25 protein-coding genes are annotated in these 25152 nt (G+C 40.3%); 7 read left to right on the top strand and 18 right to left on the bottom strand.

The features are described from left to right. Window positions 1-61: 61 nt before the first annotated feature. The 3 genes from AC4E96_RS10790 to AC4E96_RS10780 are packed head-to-tail and all read right to left on the bottom strand — an operon-like array spanning window position 62 to window position 2215. Complete coding sequence (locus AC4E96_RS10790) at window positions 62-655, bottom strand: glutathione S-transferase family protein (protein WP_488032503.1); 594 nt, start codon at window positions 653-655, stop codon at window positions 62-64. Window positions 656-670: 15 nt separating this feature from the next. Next, on the bottom strand, window positions 671-1444 hold the full coding sequence (locus AC4E96_RS10785; RefSeq protein ID WP_490255820.1) for a methyltransferase domain-containing protein: 774 nt from the start codon (window positions 1442-1444) through the stop codon (window positions 671-673). A gap of 9 nt (window positions 1445-1453) precedes the next feature. Further along, window positions 1454-2215, bottom strand: a complete 762-nt coding sequence (locus AC4E96_RS10780; protein WP_490255819.1) for a Nif3-like dinuclear metal center hexameric protein — start codon at window positions 2213-2215, stop codon at window positions 1454-1456. A 214-nt stretch (window positions 2216-2429) separates the two neighbouring features. On the opposite strand from AC4E96_RS10780, the gene AC4E96_RS10775 reads away from it, so the two are divergent. Beyond that, entirely contained in the window at window positions 2430-2813 is a 384-nt protein-coding gene (locus tag AC4E96_RS10775) for a hypothetical protein (protein ID WP_488032506.1), read from the top strand. Between the two features lie 166 nt (window positions 2814-2979). Here AC4E96_RS10775 and ihfA read toward each other — a convergent pair whose 3' ends face one another. The 5 genes from ihfA to AC4E96_RS10750 all read right to left on the bottom strand — a co-directional run bounded on the left by ihfA (window position 2980) and on the right by AC4E96_RS10750 (window position 8690). Beyond that, a complete protein-coding gene (gene ihfA / locus AC4E96_RS10770) occupies window positions 2980-3288 on the bottom strand; it encodes an integration host factor subunit alpha (protein ID WP_488032507.1) in 309 nt (102 codons plus the stop codon). Window positions 3289-3292: 4 nt separating this feature from the next. Beyond that, on the bottom strand, window positions 3293-5704 hold the full coding sequence (gene pheT, locus AC4E96_RS10765; RefSeq protein WP_490255818.1) for a phenylalanine--tRNA ligase subunit beta: 2412 nt from the start codon (window positions 5702-5704) through the stop codon (window positions 3293-3295). Between the two features lie 12 nt (window positions 5705-5716). Further along, on the bottom strand, window positions 5717-6697 hold the full coding sequence (gene pheS / locus AC4E96_RS10760; RefSeq protein WP_490255817.1) for a phenylalanine--tRNA ligase subunit alpha: 981 nt from the start codon (window positions 6695-6697) through the stop codon (window positions 5717-5719). A gap of 134 nt (window positions 6698-6831) precedes the next feature. Next, complete coding sequence (gene hda / locus AC4E96_RS10755) at window positions 6832-7524, bottom strand: DnaA regulatory inactivator Hda (protein WP_488032510.1); 693 nt, start codon at window positions 7522-7524, stop codon at window positions 6832-6834. Then, complete coding sequence (locus AC4E96_RS10750) at window positions 7524-8690, bottom strand: DUF8605 domain-containing protein (RefSeq protein WP_490255816.1); 1167 nt, start codon at window positions 8688-8690, stop codon at window positions 7524-7526. Before AC4E96_RS10750 ends, hda begins: the two co-directional genes overlap by 1 nt. Before the next feature lie 176 nt (window positions 8691-8866). Here AC4E96_RS10750 and AC4E96_RS10745 point away from each other — a divergent pair, with 176 nt between their 5' ends. The 4 genes from AC4E96_RS10745 to AC4E96_RS10730 all read left to right on the top strand — a co-directional run bounded on the left by AC4E96_RS10745 (window position 8867) and on the right by AC4E96_RS10730 (window position 12066). Further along, on the top strand, window positions 8867-9232 hold the full coding sequence (locus tag AC4E96_RS10745; protein ID WP_488032512.1) for a histidine triad nucleotide-binding protein: 366 nt from the start codon (window positions 8867-8869) through the stop codon (window positions 9230-9232). Between the two features lie 3 nt (window positions 9233-9235). Beyond that, window positions 9236-9838 (top strand): tRNA-uridine aminocarboxypropyltransferase, encoded by a 603-nt coding sequence (locus tag AC4E96_RS10740; RefSeq protein ID WP_490255815.1) that lies wholly within the window; start codon window positions 9236-9238, stop codon window positions 9836-9838. 117 nt (window positions 9839-9955) lie between these two features. After that, entirely contained in the window at window positions 9956-11584 is a 1629-nt protein-coding gene (locus tag AC4E96_RS10735; RefSeq protein WP_490255814.1) for a GMC family oxidoreductase, read from the top strand. Between the two features lie 23 nt (window positions 11585-11607). Then, window positions 11608-12066, top strand: coding sequence for an SRPBCC family protein (locus AC4E96_RS10730; RefSeq protein WP_490255813.1), 459 nt, complete (start codon window positions 11608-11610; stop codon window positions 12064-12066). A gap of 39 nt (window positions 12067-12105) precedes the next feature. Here the strand turns inward: AC4E96_RS10730 and AC4E96_RS10725 are convergent, their stop codons facing one another. The 8 genes from AC4E96_RS10725 to AC4E96_RS10690 form a co-directional block, all read right to left on the bottom strand. Continuing rightward, the gene (locus tag AC4E96_RS10725) at window positions 12106-13026 is read right to left on the bottom strand and encodes a 2-hydroxyacid dehydrogenase (RefSeq protein WP_490255812.1); all 921 of its coding nucleotides are present in this window, start codon (window positions 13024-13026) and stop codon (window positions 12106-12108) included. Between the two features lie 83 nt (window positions 13027-13109). Continuing rightward, complete coding sequence (tcdA, locus tag AC4E96_RS10720) at window positions 13110-13907, bottom strand: tRNA cyclic N6-threonylcarbamoyladenosine(37) synthase TcdA (RefSeq protein WP_490255811.1); 798 nt, start codon at window positions 13905-13907, stop codon at window positions 13110-13112. Further along, on the bottom strand, window positions 13900-14634 hold the full coding sequence (locus AC4E96_RS10715; RefSeq protein ID WP_490255810.1) for a TIGR01621 family pseudouridine synthase: 735 nt from the start codon (window positions 14632-14634) through the stop codon (window positions 13900-13902). Before AC4E96_RS10715 ends, tcdA begins: the two co-directional genes overlap by 8 nt. A gap of 66 nt (window positions 14635-14700) precedes the next feature. Beyond that, a complete protein-coding gene (gene kdsB, locus AC4E96_RS10710) occupies window positions 14701-15483 on the bottom strand; it encodes a 3-deoxy-manno-octulosonate cytidylyltransferase (RefSeq protein ID WP_488032519.1) in 783 nt (260 codons plus the stop codon). Window positions 15484-15527: 44 nt separating this feature from the next. Then, the gene (locus tag AC4E96_RS10705; protein ID WP_488032520.1) at window positions 15528-15722 is read right to left on the bottom strand and encodes a Trm112 family protein; all 195 of its coding nucleotides are present in this window, start codon (window positions 15720-15722) and stop codon (window positions 15528-15530) included. Window positions 15723-15735: 13 nt separating this feature from the next. Beyond that, the gene (gene lpxK / locus AC4E96_RS10700; RefSeq protein ID WP_490255809.1) at window positions 15736-16767 is read right to left on the bottom strand and encodes a tetraacyldisaccharide 4'-kinase; all 1032 of its coding nucleotides are present in this window, start codon (window positions 16765-16767) and stop codon (window positions 15736-15738) included. A 2-nt stretch (window positions 16768-16769) separates the two neighbouring features. Continuing rightward, on the bottom strand, window positions 16770-18506 hold the full coding sequence (gene msbA / locus AC4E96_RS10695; RefSeq protein WP_490255808.1) for a lipid A export permease/ATP-binding protein MsbA: 1737 nt from the start codon (window positions 18504-18506) through the stop codon (window positions 16770-16772). Between the two features lie 38 nt (window positions 18507-18544). Then, a complete protein-coding gene (locus tag AC4E96_RS10690; RefSeq protein WP_490255807.1) occupies window positions 18545-21304 on the bottom strand; it encodes a DNA internalization-related competence protein ComEC/Rec2 in 2760 nt (919 codons plus the stop codon). Between the two features lie 138 nt (window positions 21305-21442). On the opposite strand from AC4E96_RS10690, the gene AC4E96_RS10685 reads away from it, so the two are divergent. Then, window positions 21443-21979: a DUF2062 domain-containing protein gene (locus tag AC4E96_RS10685; RefSeq protein WP_488032524.1), complete on the top strand. Its 537-nt coding sequence runs from the start codon at window positions 21443-21445 to the stop codon at window positions 21977-21979. Window positions 21980-21994: 15 nt separating this feature from the next. Beyond that, entirely contained in the window at window positions 21995-23035 is a 1041-nt protein-coding gene (gene pyrC, locus AC4E96_RS10680; RefSeq protein ID WP_490255806.1) for a dihydroorotase, read from the top strand. 26 nt (window positions 23036-23061) lie between these two features. On the opposite strand, the gene AC4E96_RS10675 is transcribed toward pyrC, so the two are convergent. After that, a complete protein-coding gene (locus tag AC4E96_RS10675; RefSeq protein WP_490255805.1) occupies window positions 23062-24369 on the bottom strand; it encodes an ABC transporter permease in 1308 nt (435 codons plus the stop codon). 92 nt (window positions 24370-24461) lie between these two features. Further along, a complete protein-coding gene (lolD, locus tag AC4E96_RS10670) occupies window positions 24462-25130 on the bottom strand; it encodes a lipoprotein-releasing ABC transporter ATP-binding protein LolD (RefSeq protein WP_488032527.1) in 669 nt (222 codons plus the stop codon). Between the last annotated feature and the right edge of the window lie 22 nt (window positions 25131-25152).

The raw sequence follows: 25152 nt of genomic DNA, 5'->3' as shown, positions 1-25152 counted from the left end.
TTGTCGCATATAAATAAAAGGGCCAATGGCCCTTTTTGTTTATCACTACATAAAATAGCGTTTACTCTGGAGCAGTTTCTTTAACACCAGGTTTATCTTGGTTTTGCTCAACAAAACTTAATAACGCCTCAAACTTTGAAAAGTCAAAAAGTTGTCTAAAAGTGGCCCATTCGATCAATACCAATAAACTAATAGAAATATAGTCCCAACCTTTCAGCTCACCTGCGGCTAGCTTTTCATTAAAATAACTAAACGTTGTTTCACAGCGTTCTCGTTGGATATTAAAGTATAATTTGTCTTCTTTTACATCGACTTTACTTCTTGTCAATATCATCAAGTTGACCAACGCATCGTTTGCACTATTTATCAAAGCCAAATCGTTTTTTTCTGCCCAAGTCATCGCCTTTGCGCCGACTTTCTCTTGAAGGTATTCAAAAATAATATTGGAGTCTAATAATACTGGTGCTTGCTTGTTAGATGTATCTTCAAACATCGGAATTTTAAGAGTTGGGTTCAACTTCTTTAGGGCTTCCCTTTCTTCACCGAAAATATTCACGGCAACAAAATCATAATTCAAATGAGCATGACTTTCACACGCAAATAACATTCTTAAGCGTCTTACATAGGGTGATGTAACCGAACCGTATAATTTCATGATTTAATAATCCTTTTACTTTTTTAGTATTAAATGTGTGTAGCGACCAATTTGGTTATAGGGCTCTATCAAACTGTATTCCAATTCCATTTCCAAAATACCGTCAAAATCTTCGTCCCACTTTTTTATATCTCTCATATAGTCATGAAAACACCGAACGCCTGATTGTCTCAACAATTTCATATTGTTTTCATATAACCATGTTTTAACTGTATCGGGTTTGAGAGATGATTGAGGATTGAGTTTAACTACTTTGCGCCCTTTCATACCGGCTTTAATATATTCAAAATTACCATAAACCAGATTACTTAGAGATTGCCCAACGTGGTTGTAGTACATGAAGGACAGCAGACCTTCATCTCGAACTAGTTCACAAAGCGCTTTAAATGCTGATTCAGGGTCTTCAAGCCATTCAAAAACGGCATGACAAAGCACCAAATCAAACTTTCTTTGTATGTTTTCACGACACTCTTGCAATGAGACTTGAGCAAACTGAATATTAGTTATTGATTGCTCTTTGGCTGCTACTTTTGCTATCTCTAACATTTCGCCAGAAATATCAGTTAAAACAACTTGGTGACCTTGTTTTGCTAAATAAAGTGCTATTTGACCTTGCCCACCGCCAATATCTAAAATATTCAGGGGTTGGCCCTTTTCAAAGTGGCATGTTATAAACTCATCAAGGTCTCTTTTTAGAATCGCTTCTCGAACCTTCCCTTTACTAGTACCGTAAATGTTCTTTTTAAAGGTAGATTTTCGACTATCGAAGTTTTGATCACTTTTATCCATTTTTTATTGTCATACCGGATTATGAATATCAATAAATTGAACATCGATATCAAAGTGACTAGCCAGTGATTCCCCAACACGTTTTACCCCGCATCGTTCTGTCGCATGATGGCCAGCAGCAAAAAAGTCTATACCTTGCTCTCTGGAGCTATGAATGGTCTGCTCTGATGCTTCACCACTAAAAAATGCATCAATTCCAGCTTCAGCCGCCGCATCAATATAATTTTGTCCACCACCGCTACACCACGCTATTGTTTTGATAGGTTGTGTTCTGACGCTACTCACTAAAGGCTCTCGCTGAAGAATTAACTTTAGTTTTTTTGCAAAACTGGTGGAATCCAATGGTGGCTCAAGTTGTCCATGCATCACAATCCCTGCAGGGGCTATCGACTCAAGCGGTGTTACATTAGAAATATTCAGTAGCCTGGCTAACTGAGCGTTATTGCCAAGTTCTGGGTGGACGTCAATAGGTAAATGATAAGCAATTAAACTAATGTCGTGTTGGAGAAGCTTTTTTAATCTTGTCTTTTTCATTCCCCTAATAGTTGGGTTCTCGCCTTTCCAGAAATAACCGTGGTGCACAAGAATCGCATCCGCACCACTATCAATAGCGGCGTCAATTAAAGCTTCAGAAGCAGTGACACCAGTAATGACTTTGTTGATTTTTTCCTTTCCTTCAACTTGCAGACCGTTAGGACAATAGTCTTTCACGAGGTGCGGCTTTAACACATCATCCAAATATGTCATTAATTCATTTAATAAGACTGCCATTTTAATGACCTTTTCATTTAACCAGTAATGGAGATAGTTTAAGACTTTTCCGAGTGACTTTCATTGACTCTCTTATAAAACTCGATTTATTTCTCAACAAAAAGCCTATTTATTCCATTAAAATCAGCTAATTTAGCCATAAAGTTGAATTATTGTTAGAAAGTTTGTATAAATAAACTTCATCTTTTAAATAAAAAATTATTAGGTAAATGTAATGAGCAAACTAGACAAAGATCAAGTCTTGTCTGACTTCACTGAAGCTTTCAAAGCAAAGAACGGCAAAGAGCCATCCATCGAAGTGAAGAGCGGTTGGTACAGCATTGAAGGTGGTAAGAACGTACGTTTAGCTGCAATCGTTGAAATGACGGAAGAATTAGCAGGCGGCGCTCCGGCACCAAAAGCTGAAGAAAAACCAGCAGCTAAAAAGCCTGCAGCAAAGAAAGCTAAGGCCGCTACAAAATCAGCACCTAAAAAAGAAGCAACGTCTAAGGGCTATACTGTTACCAAAAAAGGCGACGGATATAATCCTGCAAACTTTTGGTTAGACTATCTTGCATCTTTAGGCTCAGACAGCCGTACACCACAAGGTTTCTATTAAATCGTTAGACTTTAGCGGTTAATAAAAAAGGTAACAGAAATGTTACCTTTTTTTTATGCCCTAATTTTGGCTAACTCGTACCAGAAAAGCTGGCTAGAAAGAGACAAAAAAGCCAAGAATAAATCCTTGGCTTATACTTTTTATAAAGTCGAAACGCACAAAATAGTTATTTGTCTTTCACTAAGTCGGCCGTTCCAACCTCGACTCGAGCTTTGAGCTTTTGCCCGGGACGGAAAGTGACAACTCTTCGAGCCGAAATAGGAATATCTTCCCCAGTCTTTGGATTACGACCTGGTCTGGACTTCTTTTCTCTCAACTCAAAATTACCAAAACCAGAAAGCTTTACCTGTTCACCGTTTTCCAGTGTCTCTCGTATCTTTTCAAAAAAGTCTTCTACTAACGCTTTTGAGTCAGCCTTAGATAAGCCGACCTTTTCAAATAAGTATTCTGCTATTTCTGCTTTGGTTAGTGCCATAATTCTATTGCCTTAGCGTCGCGTCAAATTTTTCAGTTAACATTTTAACTACTTGATCAATTTTAGTACTAATATCCTGTTCTTCCAATGTTTTTTCAACATCTTGTAGTACTAAAGAAATGGCCAAACTTTTGTTGCCATTTTCGATACCTTCTCCACGGTACACGTCGAACAAGTTTAGGTCAACCAATTGATTTCCGCCAATATTTTTTATCTCTTTCAAGATTTCGCCCGCATTTACCGATTCTTTTACCACTACAGCAATGTCACGTCTGTTTGATGGGTACTTAGAAATTGGCTGCGCGTCCGGTAAGTTACGTTGATCAATTGCAGACAACAATAGTTCAAAGACAAACGTCTTGCCATTTAAGCCAACTGACTTTTCTGCTTGTGGATGAACCGCACCTACGTAACCTACTACTGCACCGTTACGAAGGATTTTTGCTGATTGACCAGGATGTAATGCAGCAGCGTGCACATCATCAGCTTCCATAGGGACAAACTCAAAGCTGTCATTTTCAGCACACTTGGCTAAAAGTGACTCTACGTCGCCTTTGATATCATAAAAATCAACCGCTCGTGGGTTTCCGTCCCAGTATTCGCCACCAATAGTGCCCGTAATAACACCTGCAATCATTGCTTCTTGACGAATGTTCATCTCAGCTTGAGAATCAGGGGTAAAACGCAAACCAGTCTCAAACAAACGAACTCGGCTTTGTTGTCGTTTTTGGTTATAAGCAACAGCAGGTAATAAACCAGACCACAAGCTTAAACGCATGACCGACATATCAGCAGAAATTGGGTGCGGTAAAACCAGTCCTTCTTGATTAGGGAACAAAGCAGATTGTACTTTAGGATCAACAAAGCTATAGGTAATAGCTTCTTGATAACCCAAATCAATTAACGTCGTTGCAAATTTTACTTTCTCAATTTTGTTTTCTTTGTGTGTAGGCATCAACAAAGAGGCCTGAGGCGCAACATTTGGAATGTTGTTATAGCCATATACACGGGCAACTTCTTCAATTAAGTCTTCTTCAATACTGATGTCAAAACGGAAACTAGGTGAAGTTGCAGTCCATGTATCGTTTTCAAAAGATACTTTTAAGCCCAAGCGGCTAAGGATTGTAGTCACTTCTTCATCGCTAATGTGATGACCTAGTACACGATCTAATCTTGAACGACGCAGTGTCACAGGCGTTTCTTTTGGTAATGTTGCAGTATTAACCGCTTCTACAACTGGACCTGCTTGCCCACCTACAATTTCAAGCAACAATTGAGTTGCGCGTTCCATTGCTGTTTTTTGCAATTCAAAATCGACACCGCGTTCGTATCGGTGAGACGCATCAGTATGTAAACCATAACGACGAGCTGTACCTGCCATCGCTACAGGCGCAAAAAAGGCACTTTCTAATAAAACATCTGTAGTCTCTGCAGTTACACCTGAGTTTAAGCCACCGAATACACCGGCAATCGCCATCGGTTTCTCATTGTCTGCAATCACTAATGTATCAGTGTCTAACGTAACTTCTGTTTCGTCTAAAAGTGTTAGTTTTTCACCTTCGCTCGCCTTACGAACTTTGATACCACCGTCAATCTTGGCTAAGTCAAATGCATGCATTGGGTGACCAAGTTCTAATAAAACGTAGTTGGTCACATCTACAACAGGATCAATAGAGCGAACGCCACTGCGGCGCAACTTCTCTACCATCCATAATGGTGTGGTTGCATTAAGGTTAATACCTTTAATCACTCGACCTAAATATCTTGGACAAGCTTCAGCGTCGACTAGTTCAATGGCCAACTTATCATCAATACTCGGTGATACTGCTTCTACCGTAAGTTCGTTTACGTCAGCATTATTCAATACACCAACTTCTCGAGCGACACCTTTAATCCCCAAACAGTCACTGCGGTTCGGTGTTAAATCAATCTCGATAATATTGTCATCAAGCGATAAATATTCACGAATATCCGTGCCTAAAGGCGCATCAGTTGGTAGTTCTAAAATACCGTCTGAGTCTTCTGCCATTCCTAATTCTGACCAAGAGCAAAGCATACCAAATGACGGTTGACCACGAAGTTTTGCTTTCTTGATTTTGAAATCACCTGGCAGCACTGCGCCTACCATCGCAACGGCGACTTTCAAGCCTTGTCGACAGTTTTTGGCACCACATACGATGTCGATTAGCTCACCATCGCCTGCGTTACCTACATTAATTTTTGTTACTTGAAGCTTATCTGCCTCTGGGTGTTTGCCACACTCAACTACTTCACCTACAACTACACCGCTAAAACTCGCTGCTGCTGGCTCTACACCATCAACTTCAAGACCAGCCATAGAAAGTTGTTCACTCAACTCGTCGGTTGAAATCGCTGGGTTTACCCACTCGCGTAACCAATTTTCACTAAATTTCATTTGGCTGGACTCCTATTTAAACTGCTTTAAGAAACGAAGATCGTTTTCGAAGAATGAACGCAAGTCATTAACGCCGTAACGCAACATAGTCAAACGTTCAACACCCATACCAAATGCAAAGCCTGTGTACTCTTCTGGGTCAATTCCTACTGAGCGCAACACGTTTGGATGAACCATGCCACAGCCCAAAACCTCTAACCATTTTCCATTCTTACCCATTACATCAACTTCTGCAGATGGCTCAGTGAATGGGAAGTATGAAGGTCTAAATCTAATTTGAAGATCTTCTTCAAAGAACTGATGTAAAAAGTCGTGTAACACACCTTTTAATTCAGCAAAGCTAACATTTTTATCAACCATCAAACCTTCCACTTGATGGAACATTGGCGTGTGAGTTTGGTCATAGTCATTACGATAAACACGCCCTGGAGAAATAATTCTCAATGGTGGCTGTTCTTTTTCCATCGTTCGAATTTGAACACCTGATGTTTGAGTACGTAGTACAGTGTCTGGCGTAAAATAAAACGTATCGTGGTCGGCGCGCGCTGGGTGATGCTCAGGAATATTCAACGCATCAAAATTGTGAAAGCCATCTTCAACTTCCGGGCCTTGTTTTACTTCAAAGCCTAAATCACCAAAAAACTGTTGTATTCTCTCAATCGTTCTATTAACCGGGTGCATATTACCCGGTTGAACGCCTCGACCAGCCATTGTAACGTCAATTGTTTCAGCTGCTAACTTGGCATTCAATGCTTCTGTTTGAAGTGCCTCACGGCGGCTACTAAGCGACTTTTGCACATCGCCTTTTGCTACATTGATCGCTTGACCAGCTTCTTTACGTTGTTCGTGGTCCATTTTACCTAAGCCTTTTAAGAGCTCAGTAATACGGCCTTTTTTACCTAGAAATTCAACGCGAACTTCTTCTAACGCAGGGATATCTTTTGCGTCTTGAATAGCTTGTTTAGCTAATCCAACAATTTCTTCTAAATTCATGGAACACTCTTTCAATTTTTTGATGTTCAGGTGATGCGGAATCGATTAAATACAAGGTGGCAAATACTAGCGTAAATTGCTAAAAAATTTTAGCTTTTATTCGCTAATTTGAGGGGATTTTGACGTTTTTTTTACTAAATGCCCAACACTTCTTTAACAAATGGAACAGTAACGACTCTTTTCAAGGCGACACTCTGTTTTGCCATCGTTTCTAGTGCTTGCATTAGGAAAATCATGTTTCTTGGAAGTCGATTGATCATAAACTTAGCGACGTCTTCAGTAACTTCAAACTCCATCAAATGGGCGTGCTGAATAAGAGCATCGATTTTCTGATTTTCGGTAAGTTCTGGTAACTGAAATAACGTACACCACTGTAATCGCGATGCTAAATCGGGTAACGTTAACTTCAATTTAGTTGGCACTTGATGTCCAGCAAAAATAATCGTTGCCTGGTTTTGTTGCAAGGCATTAAATAGGTTAAATAATGCTGTCTGCCATTCTTTACTTTTTTCAACCAAATCAACATTGTCGATACAAACGACATCGACGGATTCGAGACCTTGTATAAGCTCTGGAGTAGCCGCAATGACCTGCTCCATTGGTAATAACATGCTGGATTTTTGTTGGGCATCGGCGTAATGACAACATGCATTTAAAAGGTGCGTACAGCCGACACCATGCTGACCTGACAAATAGTGAGCAGTAAAGTTATCACTATCTATTGCGCGTTGTAACTCATTGCCTAATAAACCTTCAATCCCTTCCCCCTCAATAAAAGAGCTAAAGGTTTGAGTAGAATTGTAAGTAACTGGAAGAAGAAGCTGCATTATTGATTTCGCCAACGGTAGGTCAAAGTTTGTTGTTGCTTCTGGGCATCTTCATTTACTACATTACCCAAATATTCATTGGTTAATTGGTTCAGGCGCTCATCAACACTCAGCGTCTCTGCTTCGTTTACCTTTGAAGATTGGACTGGTTGAAAATTATCAAGCAAATCTAACGCTTTTATAACATCCAACGTCTGGCCGCTTAACCAAAGTTTAAACATAGCAGTTTGGCCATGGATAGATTGTAAATATGCCTTCTTGACTGGTGGTAATGAAATCACCAATTCTTCAGCCGATTTAAGACTTAGAATTGAGTCAATATTCTCGATCTCTAAAACAACTTCTTGCTGTTGAATACGGTCGTTATTTATCGCATAAAGCTTAGCAAAATAGTCGCCGAGCTCGTTGATCAGCTCTTTTACGACATCAAATTGCTCACCGTTAAATTGCCCCTCTGTCAGGAACTGTCGCCCGTCGAACAATTGATAATCTAGCACCCAACCCGTTTTGTATTCTGGTTCATATAACGAATCTACGTACCTCAACCTAGCCATCACATAATGTTCTGCACCTATCGCGCGGCTTTGTGGGTAGATAATTTGGTCGAATCGAGCCCACACATCAGAGACAAAGATTGCATCGCTTTGCTGTTGATTCATTTTTGGTATGGTAATTGGAAGTCCCCTATTCTCAGCACTTTGTGTGGCGACTTCGGTGACTTGAGGGAAGTTTTCTGATGTGACTATTTGACGTTGTTGTCCTTCTTCTAATGCAATCCACACTGAGGTGAGTGGACGTCTCTGTCCCCATATAGAGCCATTGACTTTTCGAATTAAAGAATCGATTTTAGCTTGATCAAACTCATCAACCAAAAACGTCCGATTTTGCTCGTCGGTGATAAATGAAAAAGATTTTATATAATTAGCTGCCCGAACTCTTATTTCATAACGAACGTCGCGATTATCTAAAATATCCCTTGATCCCGTAACCTTCGTCAGAACTTGTTCAATAGCCCAGCGGTGTGCTTTAACTCTTGTTTTTTGGGTTTTGTCTGTCACCAATATCTTACCGCGATATAAGTTTTCAACTTCTACAGCCAATACTTGGGAAGCCCCAAAGACGACAAAAGCAATCATCAACAGTATGGTTAAGCCAAGTTTTTTCACATTTATTCTAATATCGTTTGTCTTAAAGCAATCATACCCAAATAAATAACACAAAAAAACAATAAACTAGTCAAATGATGGCAGATTAGTCGATATACTATATTTAGAAATAATATTGTTGATCTGTTCGCAGATAAAACAAGGTACTACTCAATCAATAAGCAAAAGGTTTGTATATGGCCGAGCCAACTATTTTTGACAAGATTATCAATAGAGAAATTCCAGCAGACATTATTTATGAAGATGAACATGTCCTAGCTTTTAAAGACATAAACCCACAAGCCCCAATACACTTCTTAGTCATCCCTAAGCGTCAGATCGCCACAGCGAATGACATCAACGAAGACAATGCTGAACTAGTAGGCCGACTTTATGTCGCAGCAGCCAAAATAGCGAAAGAGCAAAATTTTGATGAGCAAGGCTACCGATGTGTGATGAATTGTAATGAACACGGCGGCCAAACGGTTTATCACATCCATTTACATGTGCTTGCTGGTAAAGCGTTAGGTTGGCCTCCATATCAAGAGACATTGAAGGTTTAACTCTTGGCTCGTTCTATTTGTACAGGTTGCCTACAGCCAGAGACAACCTGTTTATGCCCTTATATTCACACTGCTAATCACCAAACCCGCGTATGGATCATTCAATGTGGTAAAGAAACTCAACATCCCAAAAACACAGCGAACCTATTACCCAAGCTATCAGACAAAATCACCCTGTTGCAGGAGAGGGACATCACGGCAATAAAGATGCTTCAAGAGCGTCTATTAAAAGAACCCAAACAATCTGTCGTCTTATTTCCCAGTGAAGATTCAACCCCTCTAAAAGAATTAATCACTTCTTCACAACGAGCAACAGCCATAACAGATTTGCTTTTAATTGATGGAACCTGGCGAAAGGCCAAGCGATTTATCTTTGAAAACCAATGGCTTAATTCATTAACCAAAACCCAATTATCTGAGCGTTATGACAGCCGCTATCATATTAGAAAAACCAGCGTAGAAAATGGCCTATCTACATTAGAAGCGACCGCATATGCCTTAAACGAACTGGAACATATTGATACAAAGCCGTTCTTGCATTTGTTAAAAGGAATTAATACTGTATTTACAAAACACATGCCCGAGTCAGTAAAAAACCGCTATTGAACAAGGTTAATTATTTTGTTGGGTGCTTCAATGTTTAAAAGAGTCGACTTACTTAAGTACTAAACGATAAGAACTAAAAGATTATGGCTTAGTTCTCGATTATAAAAGGAATGTGATTTGAGCAGGCAATATGATTACATCATCATTGGTGGAGGTTCAGCTGGTTGCGTGTTAGCAAACCGCTTGTCAAAAGACCCGAGCAATAATGTCTTATTGCTTGAAGCGGGCAATGACGATACTTGCGAATTAATTCATATACCTGCCGGTGCCGTAACTATGGTACCGACCAAATTTAATAATTGGGCACTTAATAGCAAAGCCAATCCTAATTTGAATCATCGTATTGGGTATCAACCCAGAGGCAAGGTGCTGGGAGGTAGTAGTTCAATTAATGCTATGATCTACATTCGCGGACACCAATCCGACTATGATGATTGGGCGGCATTGGGCTGGTCCTGGGATGAAGTGCTCCCCTACTTTAAGAAAGCCGAACGTAATCATGCGTTACTTGCACAAAAACACAAAAACAGCCCATACAGTCTTGACCTTCATGGTACGGATGGCCCTTTATCTGTTAGTGATTCGGCAAGTAACCACCCAGTTGCTGATGACTTCATCAAAGCGGCTGTTTTAACTGGGCATAGGCATAATCTAGACTTCAATGGTAACGAACAAGAAGGTGTGGGACGTTATCAAGTTACTCAACGAAACGGTAAGCGTTGGAGCTCTGCATCTGCGTACTTAACCCCTATTAGACACAGAAATAACCTTACCGTTATAACTCATGCACACGTAACAAAGTTACTGATCAAAGATGCTAAATGTCAAGGCGTTGTTACATCGGTTAAAGGTGAACGCATAGAGTTTCTTTGTAGTAAAGAAGTCATTCTAAGCGCTGGTGCTATCCACTCTCCTCACTTGTTAATGCTGTCAGGTATTGGCGATGCAGATCATTTAGAGAAGTTTAATATCGAATTAAAGAAGGATTTGCCCGGTGTCGGTAAGAACCTTCAGGATCACCCCGATTATGTAAGTTGTTATCAAGTTGATGATCCGAGGTTATTTGGCTTGTCCCTTAAGGGTGCTTGGCATATGACTACGCAATTTTGGCGATACTTCACCAAAAAACAGGGGCAACTCTCGAGCAACTTCGCTGAAACGGGCGGTTTTTTAAAAACAGATTCATCTCTGGATCGCCCAGATATCCAATTTCATTTTGTTGTCGCAACCGTTAAGGACCACGCAAGAGATTGGCGTGCATCGTTAAAGCATGGCTTTAGTAACCACATTTGTATTTTAAGACCGCATAGCAAAGGCCAAATTACACTCGCTTCTAAAGACCCATTAATTCAACCTATTATTGATACAAACTTCTTAGCAGACGAACGTGACCGAAAAACCTTGATTCAAGGTATTAAGATGTCCAATGAGATCATCAACCATGAGGTAATGCAAAATTACCAACCAAAATCTTTGAATCAAGATTTTACCTACGATGATGAAATATTGGCCGAAAAAATAAAGCAGTTTACTGACACCGTGTATCACCCAATTGGTACATGTAAAATGGGATTGAAGGATGACCCCAGTGCTGTTGTGTCGCCAAAATTAGAGGTTTACGGTATCAAGGGCTTACGCGTAGTTGACGCATCAGTTTTCCCTAACCTTATCGGTGGTAATACCAACGCTCCGACTATTATGCTTGCAGAACGTGCCTCTGACTTTATATTAAAAAGCAACACTTAACCCAAAAACGAACAAGGATAATCATGGACTTATCAACGGATATTGAGATTTTCGCTTCACCTTCAGAGGTCTGGCACGCTATAACGAATATTGAAAACGCGCCTAACGTCATTTCCGGCATAAAAAATGTCAATATTTTGAATCAGCCTGCAACAGGTGTCATCGGGCTTAAGTGGCAAGAAACAAGGTCAATGATGGGAAAAGACGCCATTGAAACCATGTGGATCACCAATGCGGAAGAAAACCACTTTTACCAAACTAGGGCTGAAAACTGTGGCGCAGTCTATATAAGTCGATTTGATATAACCGAACAACCTGAAACTAAATCGGTTTTGCTCACCATGTCTTTTAAAGGTGAATCGAATTCGTTTTGGGGGAAAATTATGACTCTTTTAATGGGCCGACTAATGAGAAAGTCATTACTTAAAATGGTTAACCAAGACTTACAAGACATCAAGCACTATTGTGAACAACAGCCTTAATATCTTAAGTAAGTATGGCTTTATAACAGAGTAAACCGATTAGTAACCTTGCTCACGGTCAATGACATTTAGCATAGGTTGATCATTTAGGATACGTTGGTAGTTATCGACTATTTGGTCTACAGCCGTATCAATATTAGTGACCGCAGAAATGTGAGGAGTGATTGTCAAATTTGGTGTTCGCCAATACGGATGGCTTTTAGGCAAGGGTTCTGTGTCAAATACATCCAAATAAGCATGGGCGATAGCCTTGTTATAAAGTGCATCAATTAAGTCTTCTTCGTATACATGGGCGCCACGGGCGACATTGATTAAAACAGAAGTAGGCTTCATTGCATTTAAAACTGTTTTGTTGATCACGCCTTTCGTTTCACTTGTTAGAGGTAACAAACAAACTAAATAATCGGACTCACTGATTAGCTGATCAAAAGCGTTAATACCACTTGTTGAAACTACCCCAGGCACTGATTTTTTAGAACGACTCCAACCCGTCACCTCAAAACCAGCGTGTGCAAGAAAGTTTGCGGTTGCTTTACCTAGCTCTCCCATTCCAAGAATTCCAACTTTGTTGCCTTTTAATGCAGATCTAGGTTTCCAAAGTCCGAGCGCTTGCTGCTGTGCAAACTCATTTAGTCTTAGTTTGTGACTATTGATAATTGTCGTCACATAATTAGCCATCGAATTGGCCAAGTCATTATCCACAATTCGTGCGACAGGAACGTTCGGTAACTGCTTGTCGGCTAATATACTATCGACACCAGCGCCAAACGATGAAACGCCAGCAAGATTATCTAAGCCTTGCAGAGTTCCTTCTTGATGTTTCCAAACCAACGCCATTTTAACTCGTTCAGGTTCATTAACATTTGGCCAAACTTCAATGTTTTCCGCACCAATACGATCGCCCAATTTCTCAACTAATTTATCTAGTTTACGATCGGGAATATTTATTAAAAGTGACACTGTCCTAATCCTTTATAGTAGTTACCAAATGACGTCGTTATTCTGCTCATAAGAGTAACATCAATGTGTGGTTAATATTATCGCTATCGTTGCTTTTTATCTAAAAATTTTCGAATGGCACGCGATGCCGCAAAAAAACCAAAACTCCCGGTGACCATGGTTGCCGCGCCGAAGCCCATATTACAATCTAATCGCATCGAGCCCTCAGCACTTACTTTTGCGGAACACACGCTTCCGTCCTGTTGAGGGTATTGCAGCTGCTCAGTACTGTATACACATTCAATACCAAACTTTCGTTTTGGGTTTTTGGTGTAATTATGGTCTCGACGCAATTGGTTGCGCACTTTAGACAATAATGGGTCATGGGTCGTTTTGGCCAAATCGCCTAACGTAATTTGACTAGGATCCGTTTGACCACCTGCACCGCCAGTAACAATAATTGGCATTTTATTGCGCTTACAATGGGCAATTAGCGCAGTTTTGGCTGCTATGCTATCGATAGCATCAATAACAAAATCAAATTTTGGATTTGATCTGTCACCAAATATCTCGAACAAGTTTTCAGTCGTGACAAAATCTTCTATCTTGTTCACTTTACATTCAGGGTTGATAGTTAAAATACGCTCAGCCATCACGTCGACTTTTGCTTGCCCAATAGTATTCGTTAATGCATGAATTTGTCGGTTCGTATTAGTGGTACAAATATCATCCAAGTCAATAAGTGTTATTTGACCTACACCACTGCGTGCTAACGCTTCAGCAACCCAAGTTCCAACGCCGCCAATGCCTATGACACAAAAATGGGCGCTCGCCAACCAATCTAGCTGTTCAACCCCGTAAAGTCTTGCAATACCACCGAATCGAGTTTGATAATCACTCATTTTGACTTGTAATCTCACTTTTTTGACCAGGCCATGAAACTGAATTCGCAGCCTGTAATTGTTCACTTAATTGGTCTGTATTGGCGACAAACGCACTACCTTCAGTAGGAATACAAACTACATCAATATATTGTTCTTGATATTCAAAACACAAGCGTCCGGCATGCAGATACGTTCGATCTGCTGTGATGCCTCCATAAAGGTCATCGCCAACGATCGACGTGCCTAAACTCTTCATTGCGACCCTAAGTTGGTGTGTTTTACCAGTCTGTGGCTTTAACAGGAATAAACGGCTCGCTGATTCAGTATTATTTAACGCTACTGACTTAAATCTTGTGATCGCAGGATTATCCTTGGAAGGAAGCAGTTTCCATTGGCTTCGACGTGCTTTAACCATATCGCCTATGATACTACCTTGTTTTTTCTTTGGTTTAGACGAGCCCAACGCTACATAAAACTTGTGAATTTTTTTTTGTTCAAATGCCAATTGAAAGTACTTTGCGGCCTCTAGTTTTCTAGCCAAAATAACGAGACCAGAAGTGACTTTATCTAAACGATGTACTGGGAATAATGTTTCACCCAACACGCTTTGGCATTGATTAAAAAAACCATGACCAAATTTGCCTTCATCGTGGAAGTCTATTCCGCAAGGTTTGTTAACGACAAAAAAGTCAGCGTGTTCAAATACAACAAGACTTTGTTTGTCTTGCATTATGTTTTTATTCATTAGACTGTTCTATACGATGAATAACAAGCAGTAGGAATGGTTGCTCATTTGTGCGCTATAGCCTCTCTATAACCTTTTTAAACTGGCAACTAGCCTTCTGACTTGTTCCAAGTCTTCTGGCGTGTCGACACCCGCTGGCGGCGGCTCTATGGCGTGGTCCACATGAATTTTTTCACCATTTGATAACACTCTTAACTGTTCAAGGCTTTCTATTCGCTCTAGTTCTGTGGCAGGCCAATTAATGTATCGATTTATGAAACCCACACGATAAGCATAAATACCGATATGACGTAAATATGGATATTTTAAATCGTGTTCAGTATTTACCCCATCTCTATCAAATGGGACAGGAGCACGAGAGAACGTTAACGCAAAACCATGGACATCAATGACCACTTTTACCGCGTTCGGGTTGTGTAACTCTGTTAAGCTGTTAATAGGTTCTGCTAGGGTTGCCATACCAGCGGTTTCAGGATCGGTGTGGGCTAAATTATGAGCTAATTGCTTAATATTAGCAGATGGGATCATTGGCTCATCACCCTGCACGTTTACAATAATCTCATCATCTTTAAAGTCATATTTCTCGATAACCTCTGCTAATCGTTCTGTACCAGATTCGTGCGTTTCTTTTGTCATGCAGACTTCACCGCCAAACCCTTTAACAGTATCAAAGACCCGCTTATCATCAGTGGCAACAATAACTTGTTTAGCACCGCTTGCGATGCTTCGTTCATAAACCCACTGAACCATTGGTTTACCATCAATATCAGCGAGTGGCTTGCCAGGTAATCTTGATGAGTTATATCGAGCTGGAATAACGACGATAAATTCGGCAGTTTGGTTAATCATAAAAAACTCTTTTTAAATAATCGAAAAATACAAGCAAGTTTGAGTTATTTATATTGCTCAAGCTCTTCAAAAGTGAGTTGTCGCGCTTCACCTTCTAGCATCACCGGGATATCTTCTTTTATAGCAAAAGCGATACGGTCGTTTTTACAAATTAATTCATTTGCTTCTTTGTTGTAATGCAGTTCTGATTTGCATATTGGACATGCAATAATGTTGAGTAATTTTGTATCAAATGCCATAACTTTTTTTAACCTAATTTTGTTTTAATTTTTCGTTAATTAGTTGCTCTAACTGTTGCTCTAACGAAGACGATATAACTGCATCAATTGGCAACATGTACCAAGAATCTTTTGCAAATGCTGTACATTTTACCCCGTCCTTTTCTGTCATTAACACGATATCTGTATCCGGGTTTAATGAATTTAACTCCTCGAAATCAGATTCGGAAAATTGATGATGATCACCGAACCAAGTCGTAGAGACCACATTCAATCCAGCAGATTTGGCGGTATCCAAAAATCGGTCTGGATTGCCAATTCCAGATACTAAATGCACCCTGCGTTGTTCTTGTTTAATAAAGTGGAGTGAGCCATCAAAACTTAGTAATCGACTCGCTGACAAACCATAATCAGGAAACAAACGGCCTTGTGTTTCTGTCACAAAGCCACGATTTAATACCGTGCAGTCAACATCATTAAGGCGCTGTGGAGACTCACGTAACGGGCCCATGGGCAACAAATAACTATTGCCATGTCTTCTACTGCCATCTACTAAGGCAACCTCAACATCCCGATGCATTTTATAATGCTGTAAGCCATCATCAGAAATGACTATATCTGGTTTGTGGTCTTTTATTAGTTTGTTTATAACCGCTGTTCGGTCACTTCCAATATATACAGGGCAACTCGTGCGATTGGCGATAAGTTTGGGCTCGTCACCACATAGCTTAACGTCATCGATTGTATTTACGTAGCGTGGGAATGGCTTTAAAGAACTTTTATCTGCGCCATAACCGCGACTGACAATGCCAACTTTAAGGCCCTTCTTTTCTAAAAGTTGTGTTAAGTATATAACAAACGGTGTTTTGCCTGTGCCACCCACAGAAATATTGCCAACAACCACAACCGGTACATCAAATTTTTTCGTTTTTAATAGGCCTTTTTTATATCCCCAACGACGACAAGTTGAGACAAGCCAAAACAGCACTGTTAACGGCAACAAAAACCAAACAAGGTAACGGGAGACTCCTGATTTGGCGTACCAACTTCGTTCCAACCAGGACATAGTTACTCTTCACCAAACTGCAGTTGATGTAAAGCAGCGTAAGCGCCACCTTTTGCGATTAAGTCTTGATGAGATCCCATTTCTAAAATCTTGCCCTGATCCATAACTACAATATTATCGGCGTTTTCAATCGTTGATAAACGGTGCGCAATTACAATACTGGTGCGATTTTCCATTAAGTGATCCATCGCGTCTTGAATAGCGCGCTCTGACTCTGTATCTAACGCGGATGTAGCCTCATCCATAATTAGAATAGGTGCATTTCTTAAAATGGCTCTAGCTATAGCAATGCGCTGACGTTGACCGCCTGATAACAGAACACCGTTTTCTCCGACTTCCGTTTGTAACCCAAACTCCATTTGATCGGTAAATTCTTTAACGTGTGCCAGCTTAGCTGCGACTTCTATTTCTTCAATGGTTGCTTCTGGCGAGCCATAAGCAATATTCTTGGCGATGGTGTCATTAAATAACACCACATTTTGCGAAACTAAGGCGATATGAGAACGCAAGTTAACTAATTCAAAATCATTTAGGCTAACACCATCAAGGTTAATTTCACCTTTTTGCGGAGTGTAATAGCGAGGAATAAAGTTACTGATGGTGGTTTTACCACTTCCTGAACGGCCGACTAACGCAACAGAAGTGCCCGGTTTTATATCAAGATTAAAATCACTGATGACGTTTTTATCTGAACCGTCATAGCTAAACGAAACATCTTTAAACTCTATATGGCCTTCGACTCGTTCCTTGGAGTACTTTCCTTCATTAGGCTCAGAAGGCTGGTCCAATACATCAAATACGCTTTTCGCAGCCGTTAAACCGCGTTGGAACTCACTATTCACCGTTGTTAATAACTTTAACGGTCTGAGTAGCATCATCATGGCGGATAAAATCACCGTAAACGTGCCCGGAGATAAAGTCTCTAACATACTCGGTTGAGCAGCCAAAAATAAGACCGTAGCAAGTGCAAAGCTGGCGATAATTTGGATAACTGACACACTTAATGTTTTGGTCACCACCATTTTCATTCTTTGCTGTCGGTTGTGGTTATTCACCTCATGAAAGTTTTTCGTTTCTTGTTTTTGACCACCAAAGGCAAGAATAACTTTGTGTCCAGATAACATCTGTTCTGACTGCTTGGTTACACTTCCCATCGCATTTTGAATGCGTTTGGAAATGACTCTGAATCGCTTAGTAACATAACTAACAATAATCGCAACAATCGGTACAATAATGATGATCGCACTTGATAATTGCCAGCTGTGATAAAACATAATACCCAATAGGCCTAAAACCATTGCCCCTTCCCTAACAAGCGTCATCAGGGCCTTGCTGCATGCATTTTCTATTTGTTCTGTATCGTAAGTTATTTTAGAAATTAAAGCGCCATTTGACTCTTTATCATGAAAAGTAACTGGAAGCGCCATTAATTTTTCATACAGCTCCTGGCGAAGATTCATCACAATATTACTGCCGACCCAGCCTAAACCATAAGTCGCCATGTAATTAAACACACCTCGAAGTAAGAACACCACTACGACAAAAATTGGTGCGGCACTAAGGACGGTCGATTTTTGTTGGGTGATGCCCTCGTCAATAAAGGTTTCGAGTTCGTTTATGAATAAAACGTCAATACCTGCATAACCTAGCATACCGATTAACGCCAAAACGAATCCCATTTTATAGGGCTTAACGTACTGCAATAAACGCTTAAAAGTCGAAGAATAGTTGTCGTGCAAAAGAAAGTCCGTTATGAGTCTTCAAAATTATTCTAATTCTACCGTATTTGTCCATGAAAGCTAAAAGGATTTTGTTTTTTCCAAAACGGTGACCAGTTATTGAGCACTCCATGGTGTAAACCTTTATGAATTTTAAACCGCTCAAAATCGACGACGACTTGTCCGACTCTTGCTGTGCTTACTTGCTTTATTCCGTACCTGGCATAACGGTCAAAAACCTCTGCTTTGGGGAAGCCAAACCGGTTGTTATACCCTGAGTCATGAATGACCAAAGAAGGTTTAATTGCATAAATATAGGGTAATGATGATGAGTATGCGCTCCCGTGGTGTGGGCTTATCATAATGTCACTAGTTAAGTTCACTTTGTTCTCATAATGTAAATTGACTAATTTGCGTTCCACTCGCTGACTAATGTCTCCGCTAAACAGGGTTTTTATCTCCGTAGGTTTGTGGGTTATTTTTAAAACACAAGAACCATCATTCCTGTCTTTTGAATTATCGATATTAGTTATTAGCTTTGCCGTCTTTACGCTGTCGTTAACGCGACTTTCACTGTTAAATACTTGCTTAAAAATGAGCCTTTCATTGCCCGGTGGCCACAATTTTTGTATACGGTATACATTCGTACTTACACCACTTCGGACTTCATTTAACACGTCACTACAAGTAAAGTCATTAGGTTGCTTAGTACCGAATAGTGCCAATTCGTTTGGCGTACCTTTGTGATCGGCGTCAAAGTGAGTAATAAAAAAATAGTCTAGCTTCACTATGCCTATGCCCACCAACTCTGGCTTGATAACACGTTTTGTTGCACTACTGCCGTTTGGATAAACAGGTCCTAAGTCGACTAAGAAATTTTGATTTTTAGAAGTTAGCAGCGCAGAACTTCCCTGTCCTACATCGAATATAATAAGTTGCTCTGCTTCGTTGGTAACGAAGATTAGGCTTAATAGAAAAATGGAGAAGACGCCTAAACGCCGCTTTGTACTTTGCAATGAAAAAATAACCCAAACAGGTATCGACAACCCAACGAGAAGCAACACATAGCCGGTTACTCCGCTCAAGAATGACACCTCTGTTGATTGATTAATAATCTCGAGACATCTCCACAGTAAGTAGATAGAAGAATCGGCTAGCCTGCTCAAAAATTCTGACGCAGATAAAATTACATGATCAAGATCGGCATTTGGTATAAAAAATTGAGGAGTAAAATACGTTAGGCGGTGCAACAACACGGATATCACCAAGCAGGGTAAAACCCAAAGACTAATTATTGGCGTTGCCAATAAATTATTAAATACCGATAGTAAGGACACATACTGAAAGTGAACAACAAGAAGCGGTGTCATCCAGAGTGTTATAAAAACTTGGAACAAAATGGCATGAACAATAAGTTTACTCAAGTTACCTCCGCCATTAGTTTTGATTGGTATATTTAAAATAGCATTAGAATTAGCTGAAGCAGCCAAATGTTGGTTATGACGTGTGCCAGAAAAAGGTTTAATAATATTTATAAACGCAATGATTCCGAGTATTGCCCCAAAAGACAACTGCCAACCAATGTTCAACATAATAAACGGGTCGAATACAACCATAGCAAACGCGACCAGCAACAATGCTGATATTCGGTTGAATTTGATGCCTCCATATGACAAGAAAATCCAAATCGACACCGCCATAAAGGCACGTACAGCAGATGGCGGTGCGCCAATCATCCAAATATAAAGTGCGAGCAGTACAAGGCTTATTACTGGTGCAGCCTTATTTGACTCACCTACCTTTTTACGGTGACCATTAAGAGGATAAGAAAAAATATAATGAAACGATCTGACAGCGATAAACAGAACTCCTTTTACGGAGTAAAAGAACACAAAGTAGATAATGCCTATGTGTAGCCCCGAGATCGCGAATAAGTGTCCGACACCCCAACTTAATACCTGCCGCCTGTTAATATTTGATATAAGGGATTTGTCGCCTGTTATAAGTGCAAAAACCAAACCTGGCTTTAATAAATTGGGTGAGACTAGGTAAATTTGAGATAAAAGGTCTTGAAGCACAGTTTGACGATAACTACTGTCTTTGCGTACCAGGACAAATGAGTTGTGGTTGGAGGACTCACTGACAAAACGGCCGGTAGCAATCACACCAATATTAAACATGTACTTTTGATAGTCGAATCCGTATTGATTCGCTAAGTAGCTGATGGGTCTAAGTTTTAATCTGCCCTTTATTCTGTCTCCTTGATGCAATGACACAACCGTGTCTTGTATGTAAACCAATACTTTTTGTGCAGGTAAAACCGAACTTACTGCAATACCATCAATATGAGTGATCGTTATTGCAATACGCTGAAACCGTTCGCTGTCAGTCTTATTATTTAATAGTGTTTGAGCAATAGGCTCTTTTGAACTTGATTTTTCAGGCGCACTACCTGACAGTCTTTCCTTTCTATGTACAACATTTATCGAATCGACTTGGGCATCAACATTTATGGTCTTTTGGGTTAAAGCGGCTCTTTTTACCTCTGTACTTTGCGTAACCCATACACCATATGTATTACTCCAACAAATACCGAGCGTAACGCCAAAACCGATATTATATAGCCATTTGATCCTCTGTTTATACCTTACCCTCGTAATAGACGTGGACAGCCCTATTATATTTAAAACTTTATGCCGACTGAGATGGGTAACCGCTACAATTATAAAAATGACCAGTGTAACGCTCAAAGGCATTAGTATGGGGCTGTTCAAAAATAGGCCAACACCGGCTAAAAAGCCGCCAATCAATTTGGTCAATTAAAATTCCTTGCCTATTGTTATAATTCATTAATTACAAATGCTTAAAATTAAGGTAACTTACGTCCCAATTTAGACAAGTACAGATCCTTGTGAGACGCTGAAAACTGTGCCCTCACACTATTCCAAAGAAAGAATATGCCTAAAAAGTTCATACAACGATTTTTGCCTGATCATCAAAAGGTAAAGGAAAATAAAGCCGTAAACATGTTTGGCGACTTACTCCACGACGCCAATTTATGGCACCTAAACAGACGCTCAGCTCGAGGGGCATTTGCCATTGGACTTTTCAACGCTTTTATCCCAGTACCTTTTCAAATGTGGCTTTCAGCCGTAGGTGCAATCATCTTTAAAGTTAATCTCCCTTTGTCCGTTGCTTTAGTTTGGGTTAGCAATCCTCTAACGATGCCGCCACTATTTTATGGCTGTTATTTGCTTGGCGAATGGATTTTGGGCGGGCCAACTCAAGAGTTTGCCTTTGAGTTGAGTTGGGCTTGGTTGATGCATAGCCTAAGTACGATTGGCCCTGCTTTTATTACTGGCTGTTTGGTGGCGGCGTCGGCGGCAGCGATAATTGGCTATTTCAGTATTGATTGGTTATGGCGCTACTCTGTGGCCCGCTCATGGCAGCGCCGTAAGCTGATTCGATTGGCAAAAGAAAGAAATCAACTATAGTAAAAAGGAACCACAATGACTTCAATTACGATCCAGACACCTGACGATTGGCACTTGCATTTTCGCGATGGCGAAATGTTAAAAGAAACGGTTCCAGCAACAGCTCGTTGCTTTCAACGCGCGATCGTAATGCCAAACCTAGTCCCGCCCGTGACAAACGCAGACATGATTAACGGTTATCGTGAACGAATTCTCGAAGCGAGACCTGAAGGCAGTACGTTTGAACCATTGATGGTGTTATATCTAACAAATACAACAACCAAACAGGATATTATCGACGCAAAAAATGCTGGTACGATTGCAGCCAAACTCTATCCAGCCGGCGCAACAACAAATTCAGATGCCGCCGTCAGTGCCCTTGATGCGCTTTTCCCTATTTTTGAAGAAATGCAAAAGCAAGGTATGTTGTTGTTGATACACGGTGAAGTTACGGATCATCACATCGATATTTTTGACCGTGAAAAAGAGTTCATCGAACGTAATATGAAACGTATTGTATCAAGCTTCCCAGAGCTTAAAGTGGTATTTGAACATATCACTACAAAAGATGCGGTCGAGTTTGTACTTGAAGCAAGTGACAATGTGGCTGCAACAATTACGCCTCAACACCTTTTGTTAAACAGAAATGACTTATTGGTTGGCGGTGTTCGCCCGCATAATTACTGCTTGCCGGTATTAAAGCGCAATATTCATCAGCAAGCCTTACGAGCAGTCGTCGCAACCGGTAATAAAAAGTTTTTCTTGGGTACTGATTCTGCCCCACACGAAAAGTCTAAAAAAGAAAACGCCTGTGGTTGTGCTGGTTGTTATAGTGCTTGGAGTGCCATTGAGTTATATGCTCACGTCTTTGACGAATTAGACGCACTGGACAAGCTGGAAGGATTTGCTTCTCATCATGGTGCAGACTTTTACGGTCTTAAGAGAAACGAGGGCACAATCACATTAACTAAAGAAGATTGGACCATTCCAGAAACTATTACGCTTCCTACCGGTGATGACATTGTTCCATTCTTTGCCGGCCAAACGTGTCATTGGAAACTGACCGACAAATCTTAATAGCTGTATTAACTGAAAAGCCAGTACTACTGAATCAATTCGATTGGTGACAGTTTGCTGGCTTTTTTAGCCGGATACAAACTCGCTAAGAGCGCTATAACAACCGCTGTCCCTGCGATTATCAAAACTTGAGTCGCTTGTACTTCACTTGGTAAATAGTTAATAAAATACACATCACCATCTAATGCTTTAAAGTTAAATAATTTTTCTAGGAAGCTTACAATTTCTGACAAGTTCAGAGCAATCAATACGCCCCAAAAAAGCCCCCATGCGATTCCCTGAATAGCCGTTAATAAACCCATCAACACAAATACTTGTTTTACCTGTTGATGTCCCAGGCCCATCGTCTTGAGAATACCGATATCAGCATACTTTTCTTGCACGGCCATTGACAGGCTAGAGACTATATTAAAACTTGCCACCGCCATTACTAACACCATAACCAAGTGCATAATATCTTTTACCAAAACAATGTCGTTATATACATGACCATGACTTCTAAACCAATCGAGAACATAGACATAGTCAGAGATCATTTGACCTACTTGATTAGCGACCGCTCTCGCATCAAATGGATTGTCTAATGACACAGCAACACCTTGTGCTTGGGAAGAAGATAATTTTTGATTTTTTAATAAGGTCCCCAAATCGACAAAAACCTGCCCCGTATCGACCTGACCACCGACCTGGTAAATTCCCACAACGTTAAACCTTAAATACGAAGGTGCATTAAGTCTTCCGGTGGACGAAAAACTAGGAACAAGTAATTCGATATCATCATTGATACTTAGCGATAGCTTGTTAGCAAGCCCAACACCAATAACTGCACTTGGAGTAGCCGATTGCAAATTAGAAGACGCATCGACCTGCGATTCTAGTTGGTTTGAGTTTTGTCGCAGGCGATTATCGATAGACAACCAGTGGCCTTCGACAATCTTTTTAGGAATAACATTTACTCCCGACTCCAAACTAGGCTCTACCCCTTTTAATACTACTGCTTCCATGTAGGTTTTCTTTTGCAGCATGGCATTTAGTTTTAAATATGGTGCCACTTTACTAACGTTAGGATGGTGAAGAATTTGTTGTGCAGTTGAAGACCAGTCATTCAAGTGACCGTTAACCGCTTCATATTCGATGTGTGGAATCGCAGATAATAACGAGCCCTTCAATTCCTTTTCAAAGCCGTTCATTAGAGACAATCCGATAATCAAAGCCGATACACCGATTGCGAAACCAACCCGTGAGGCACGATTAATAAATCGTACATATCTATTGGCTAAACCGGTAGAGTAGTAACGCGTTGCCAACTTAAAGGTTAGACGAAACTGAGACATCACACTTTTTCTCCAAATCAACACAACTCCATTCAAAAACGCTATTACTGCGACAAATAAACAATCTACACGTCTTCAAAACCAAACCTTAATTAAGCGACAATTTTGCCATCATCAAGCTGAATCACTCTGGTAAATCTTTGTGCTAAGGCTTGATCATGTGTTACCACGACCAAAGTCGTATTTAATTCTTTGTTTATTTTCAAAAACAAATCAAATACAGCTTGAGCATTCGTCTTATCTAGATTACCCGTTGGCTCATCAGCCAAAACCAGCTTTGGGTCATTTACTAAAGCACGAGCGATTGCGACACGTTGTCGTTCGCCGCCAGAAAGTTGTGAAGGTTTGTGATCTAGTCGGTGTGATAGCCCCACCATTTCTAGTAAGTCACTTGCTTTTTGCTTCGCCAAGGCTTCATCTTGACCTGCGATTAACAGGGGCATCATGACATTTTCAACAGCACTAAACTCCATCAGTAAATGGTGGAATTGATATATAAACCCCATATTATTATTTCGAAAAAGTGCTAAGTCATTGTCTTTAAATTGAGAGATGTCTTGACCCAAAATTTTTACGCTACCAGAGGTTGCTTGATCAAGTGCGCCTAATAAATGCAAAAGTGTACTTTTACCTGACCCTGATTGACCAAGAATGGCGGCTTGTTCTCCTTGATTTATGACCAAGTCCAAACCTTTTAGGACTTGCGTATCTTGAACCCCCGGGTAGCGCTTTACTAGGTTTTTACATTCTATTACGTGCATCATATTTCCATTTTATTATTCA

It is taken from the genome of Psychrosphaera sp. (assembly GCF_982872775.1).
The sequence above is the reverse complement of the archived record's forward strand: the minus strand, read 5'-3'. Positions and strand labels throughout refer to the sequence as shown.

What these genes read in the sequence shown, in the direction of transcription:
- AC4E96_RS10790 (WP_488032503.1), bottom strand. Translation starts at nt 655, where the DNA reads ATGAAATTATACGGTTCGGTTACATCACCCTATGTAAGACGCTTAAGA.
- AC4E96_RS10785 (WP_490255820.1), bottom strand. Translation starts at nt 1,444, where the DNA reads ATGGATAAAAGTGATCAAAACTTCGATAGTCGAAAATCTACCTTTAAA.
- AC4E96_RS10780 (WP_490255819.1), bottom strand. Translation starts at nt 2,215, where the DNA reads ATGGCAGTCTTATTAAATGAATTAATGACATATTTGGATGATGTGTTA.
- AC4E96_RS10775 (WP_488032506.1), top strand. Translation starts at nt 2,430, where the DNA reads ATGAGCAAACTAGACAAAGATCAAGTCTTGTCTGACTTCACTGAAGCT.
- ihfA (WP_488032507.1), bottom strand. Translation starts at nt 3,288, where the DNA reads ATGGCACTAACCAAAGCAGAAATAGCAGAATACTTATTTGAAAAGGTC.
- pheT (WP_490255818.1), bottom strand. Translation starts at nt 5,704, where the DNA reads ATGAAATTTAGTGAAAATTGGTTACGCGAGTGGGTAAACCCAGCGATT.
- pheS (WP_490255817.1), bottom strand. Translation starts at nt 6,697, where the DNA reads ATGAATTTAGAAGAAATTGTTGGATTAGCTAAACAAGCTATTCAAGAC.
- hda (WP_488032510.1), bottom strand. Translation starts at nt 7,524, where the DNA reads ATGCAGCTTCTTCTTCCAGTTACTTACAATTCTACTCAAACCTTTAGC.
- AC4E96_RS10745 (WP_488032512.1), top strand. Translation starts at nt 8,867, where the DNA reads ATGGCCGAGCCAACTATTTTTGACAAGATTATCAATAGAGAAATTCCA.
- AC4E96_RS10730 (WP_490255813.1), top strand. Translation starts at nt 11,608, where the DNA reads ATGGACTTATCAACGGATATTGAGATTTTCGCTTCACCTTCAGAGGTC.
- tcdA (WP_490255811.1), bottom strand. Translation starts at nt 13,907, where the DNA reads ATGAGTGATTATCAAACTCGATTCGGTGGTATTGCAAGACTTTACGGG.
- AC4E96_RS10715 (WP_490255810.1), bottom strand. Translation starts at nt 14,634, where the DNA reads ATGAATAAAAACATAATGCAAGACAAACAAAGTCTTGTTGTATTTGAA.
- kdsB (WP_488032519.1), bottom strand. Translation starts at nt 15,483, where the DNA reads ATGATTAACCAAACTGCCGAATTTATCGTCGTTATTCCAGCTCGATAT.
- AC4E96_RS10705 (WP_488032520.1), bottom strand. Translation starts at nt 15,722, where the DNA reads ATGGCATTTGATACAAAATTACTCAACATTATTGCATGTCCAATATGC.
- lpxK (WP_490255809.1), bottom strand. Translation starts at nt 16,767, where the DNA reads ATGTCCTGGTTGGAACGAAGTTGGTACGCCAAATCAGGAGTCTCCCGT.
- AC4E96_RS10685 (WP_488032524.1), top strand. Translation starts at nt 21,443, where the DNA reads ATGCCTAAAAAGTTCATACAACGATTTTTGCCTGATCATCAAAAGGTA.
- pyrC (WP_490255806.1), top strand. Translation starts at nt 21,995, where the DNA reads ATGACTTCAATTACGATCCAGACACCTGACGATTGGCACTTGCATTTT.
- AC4E96_RS10675 (WP_490255805.1), bottom strand. Translation starts at nt 24,369, where the DNA reads ATGTCTCAGTTTCGTCTAACCTTTAAGTTGGCAACGCGTTACTACTCT.
- lolD (WP_488032527.1), bottom strand. Translation starts at nt 25,130, where the DNA reads ATGCACGTAATAGAATGTAAAAACCTAGTAAAGCGCTACCCGGGGGTT.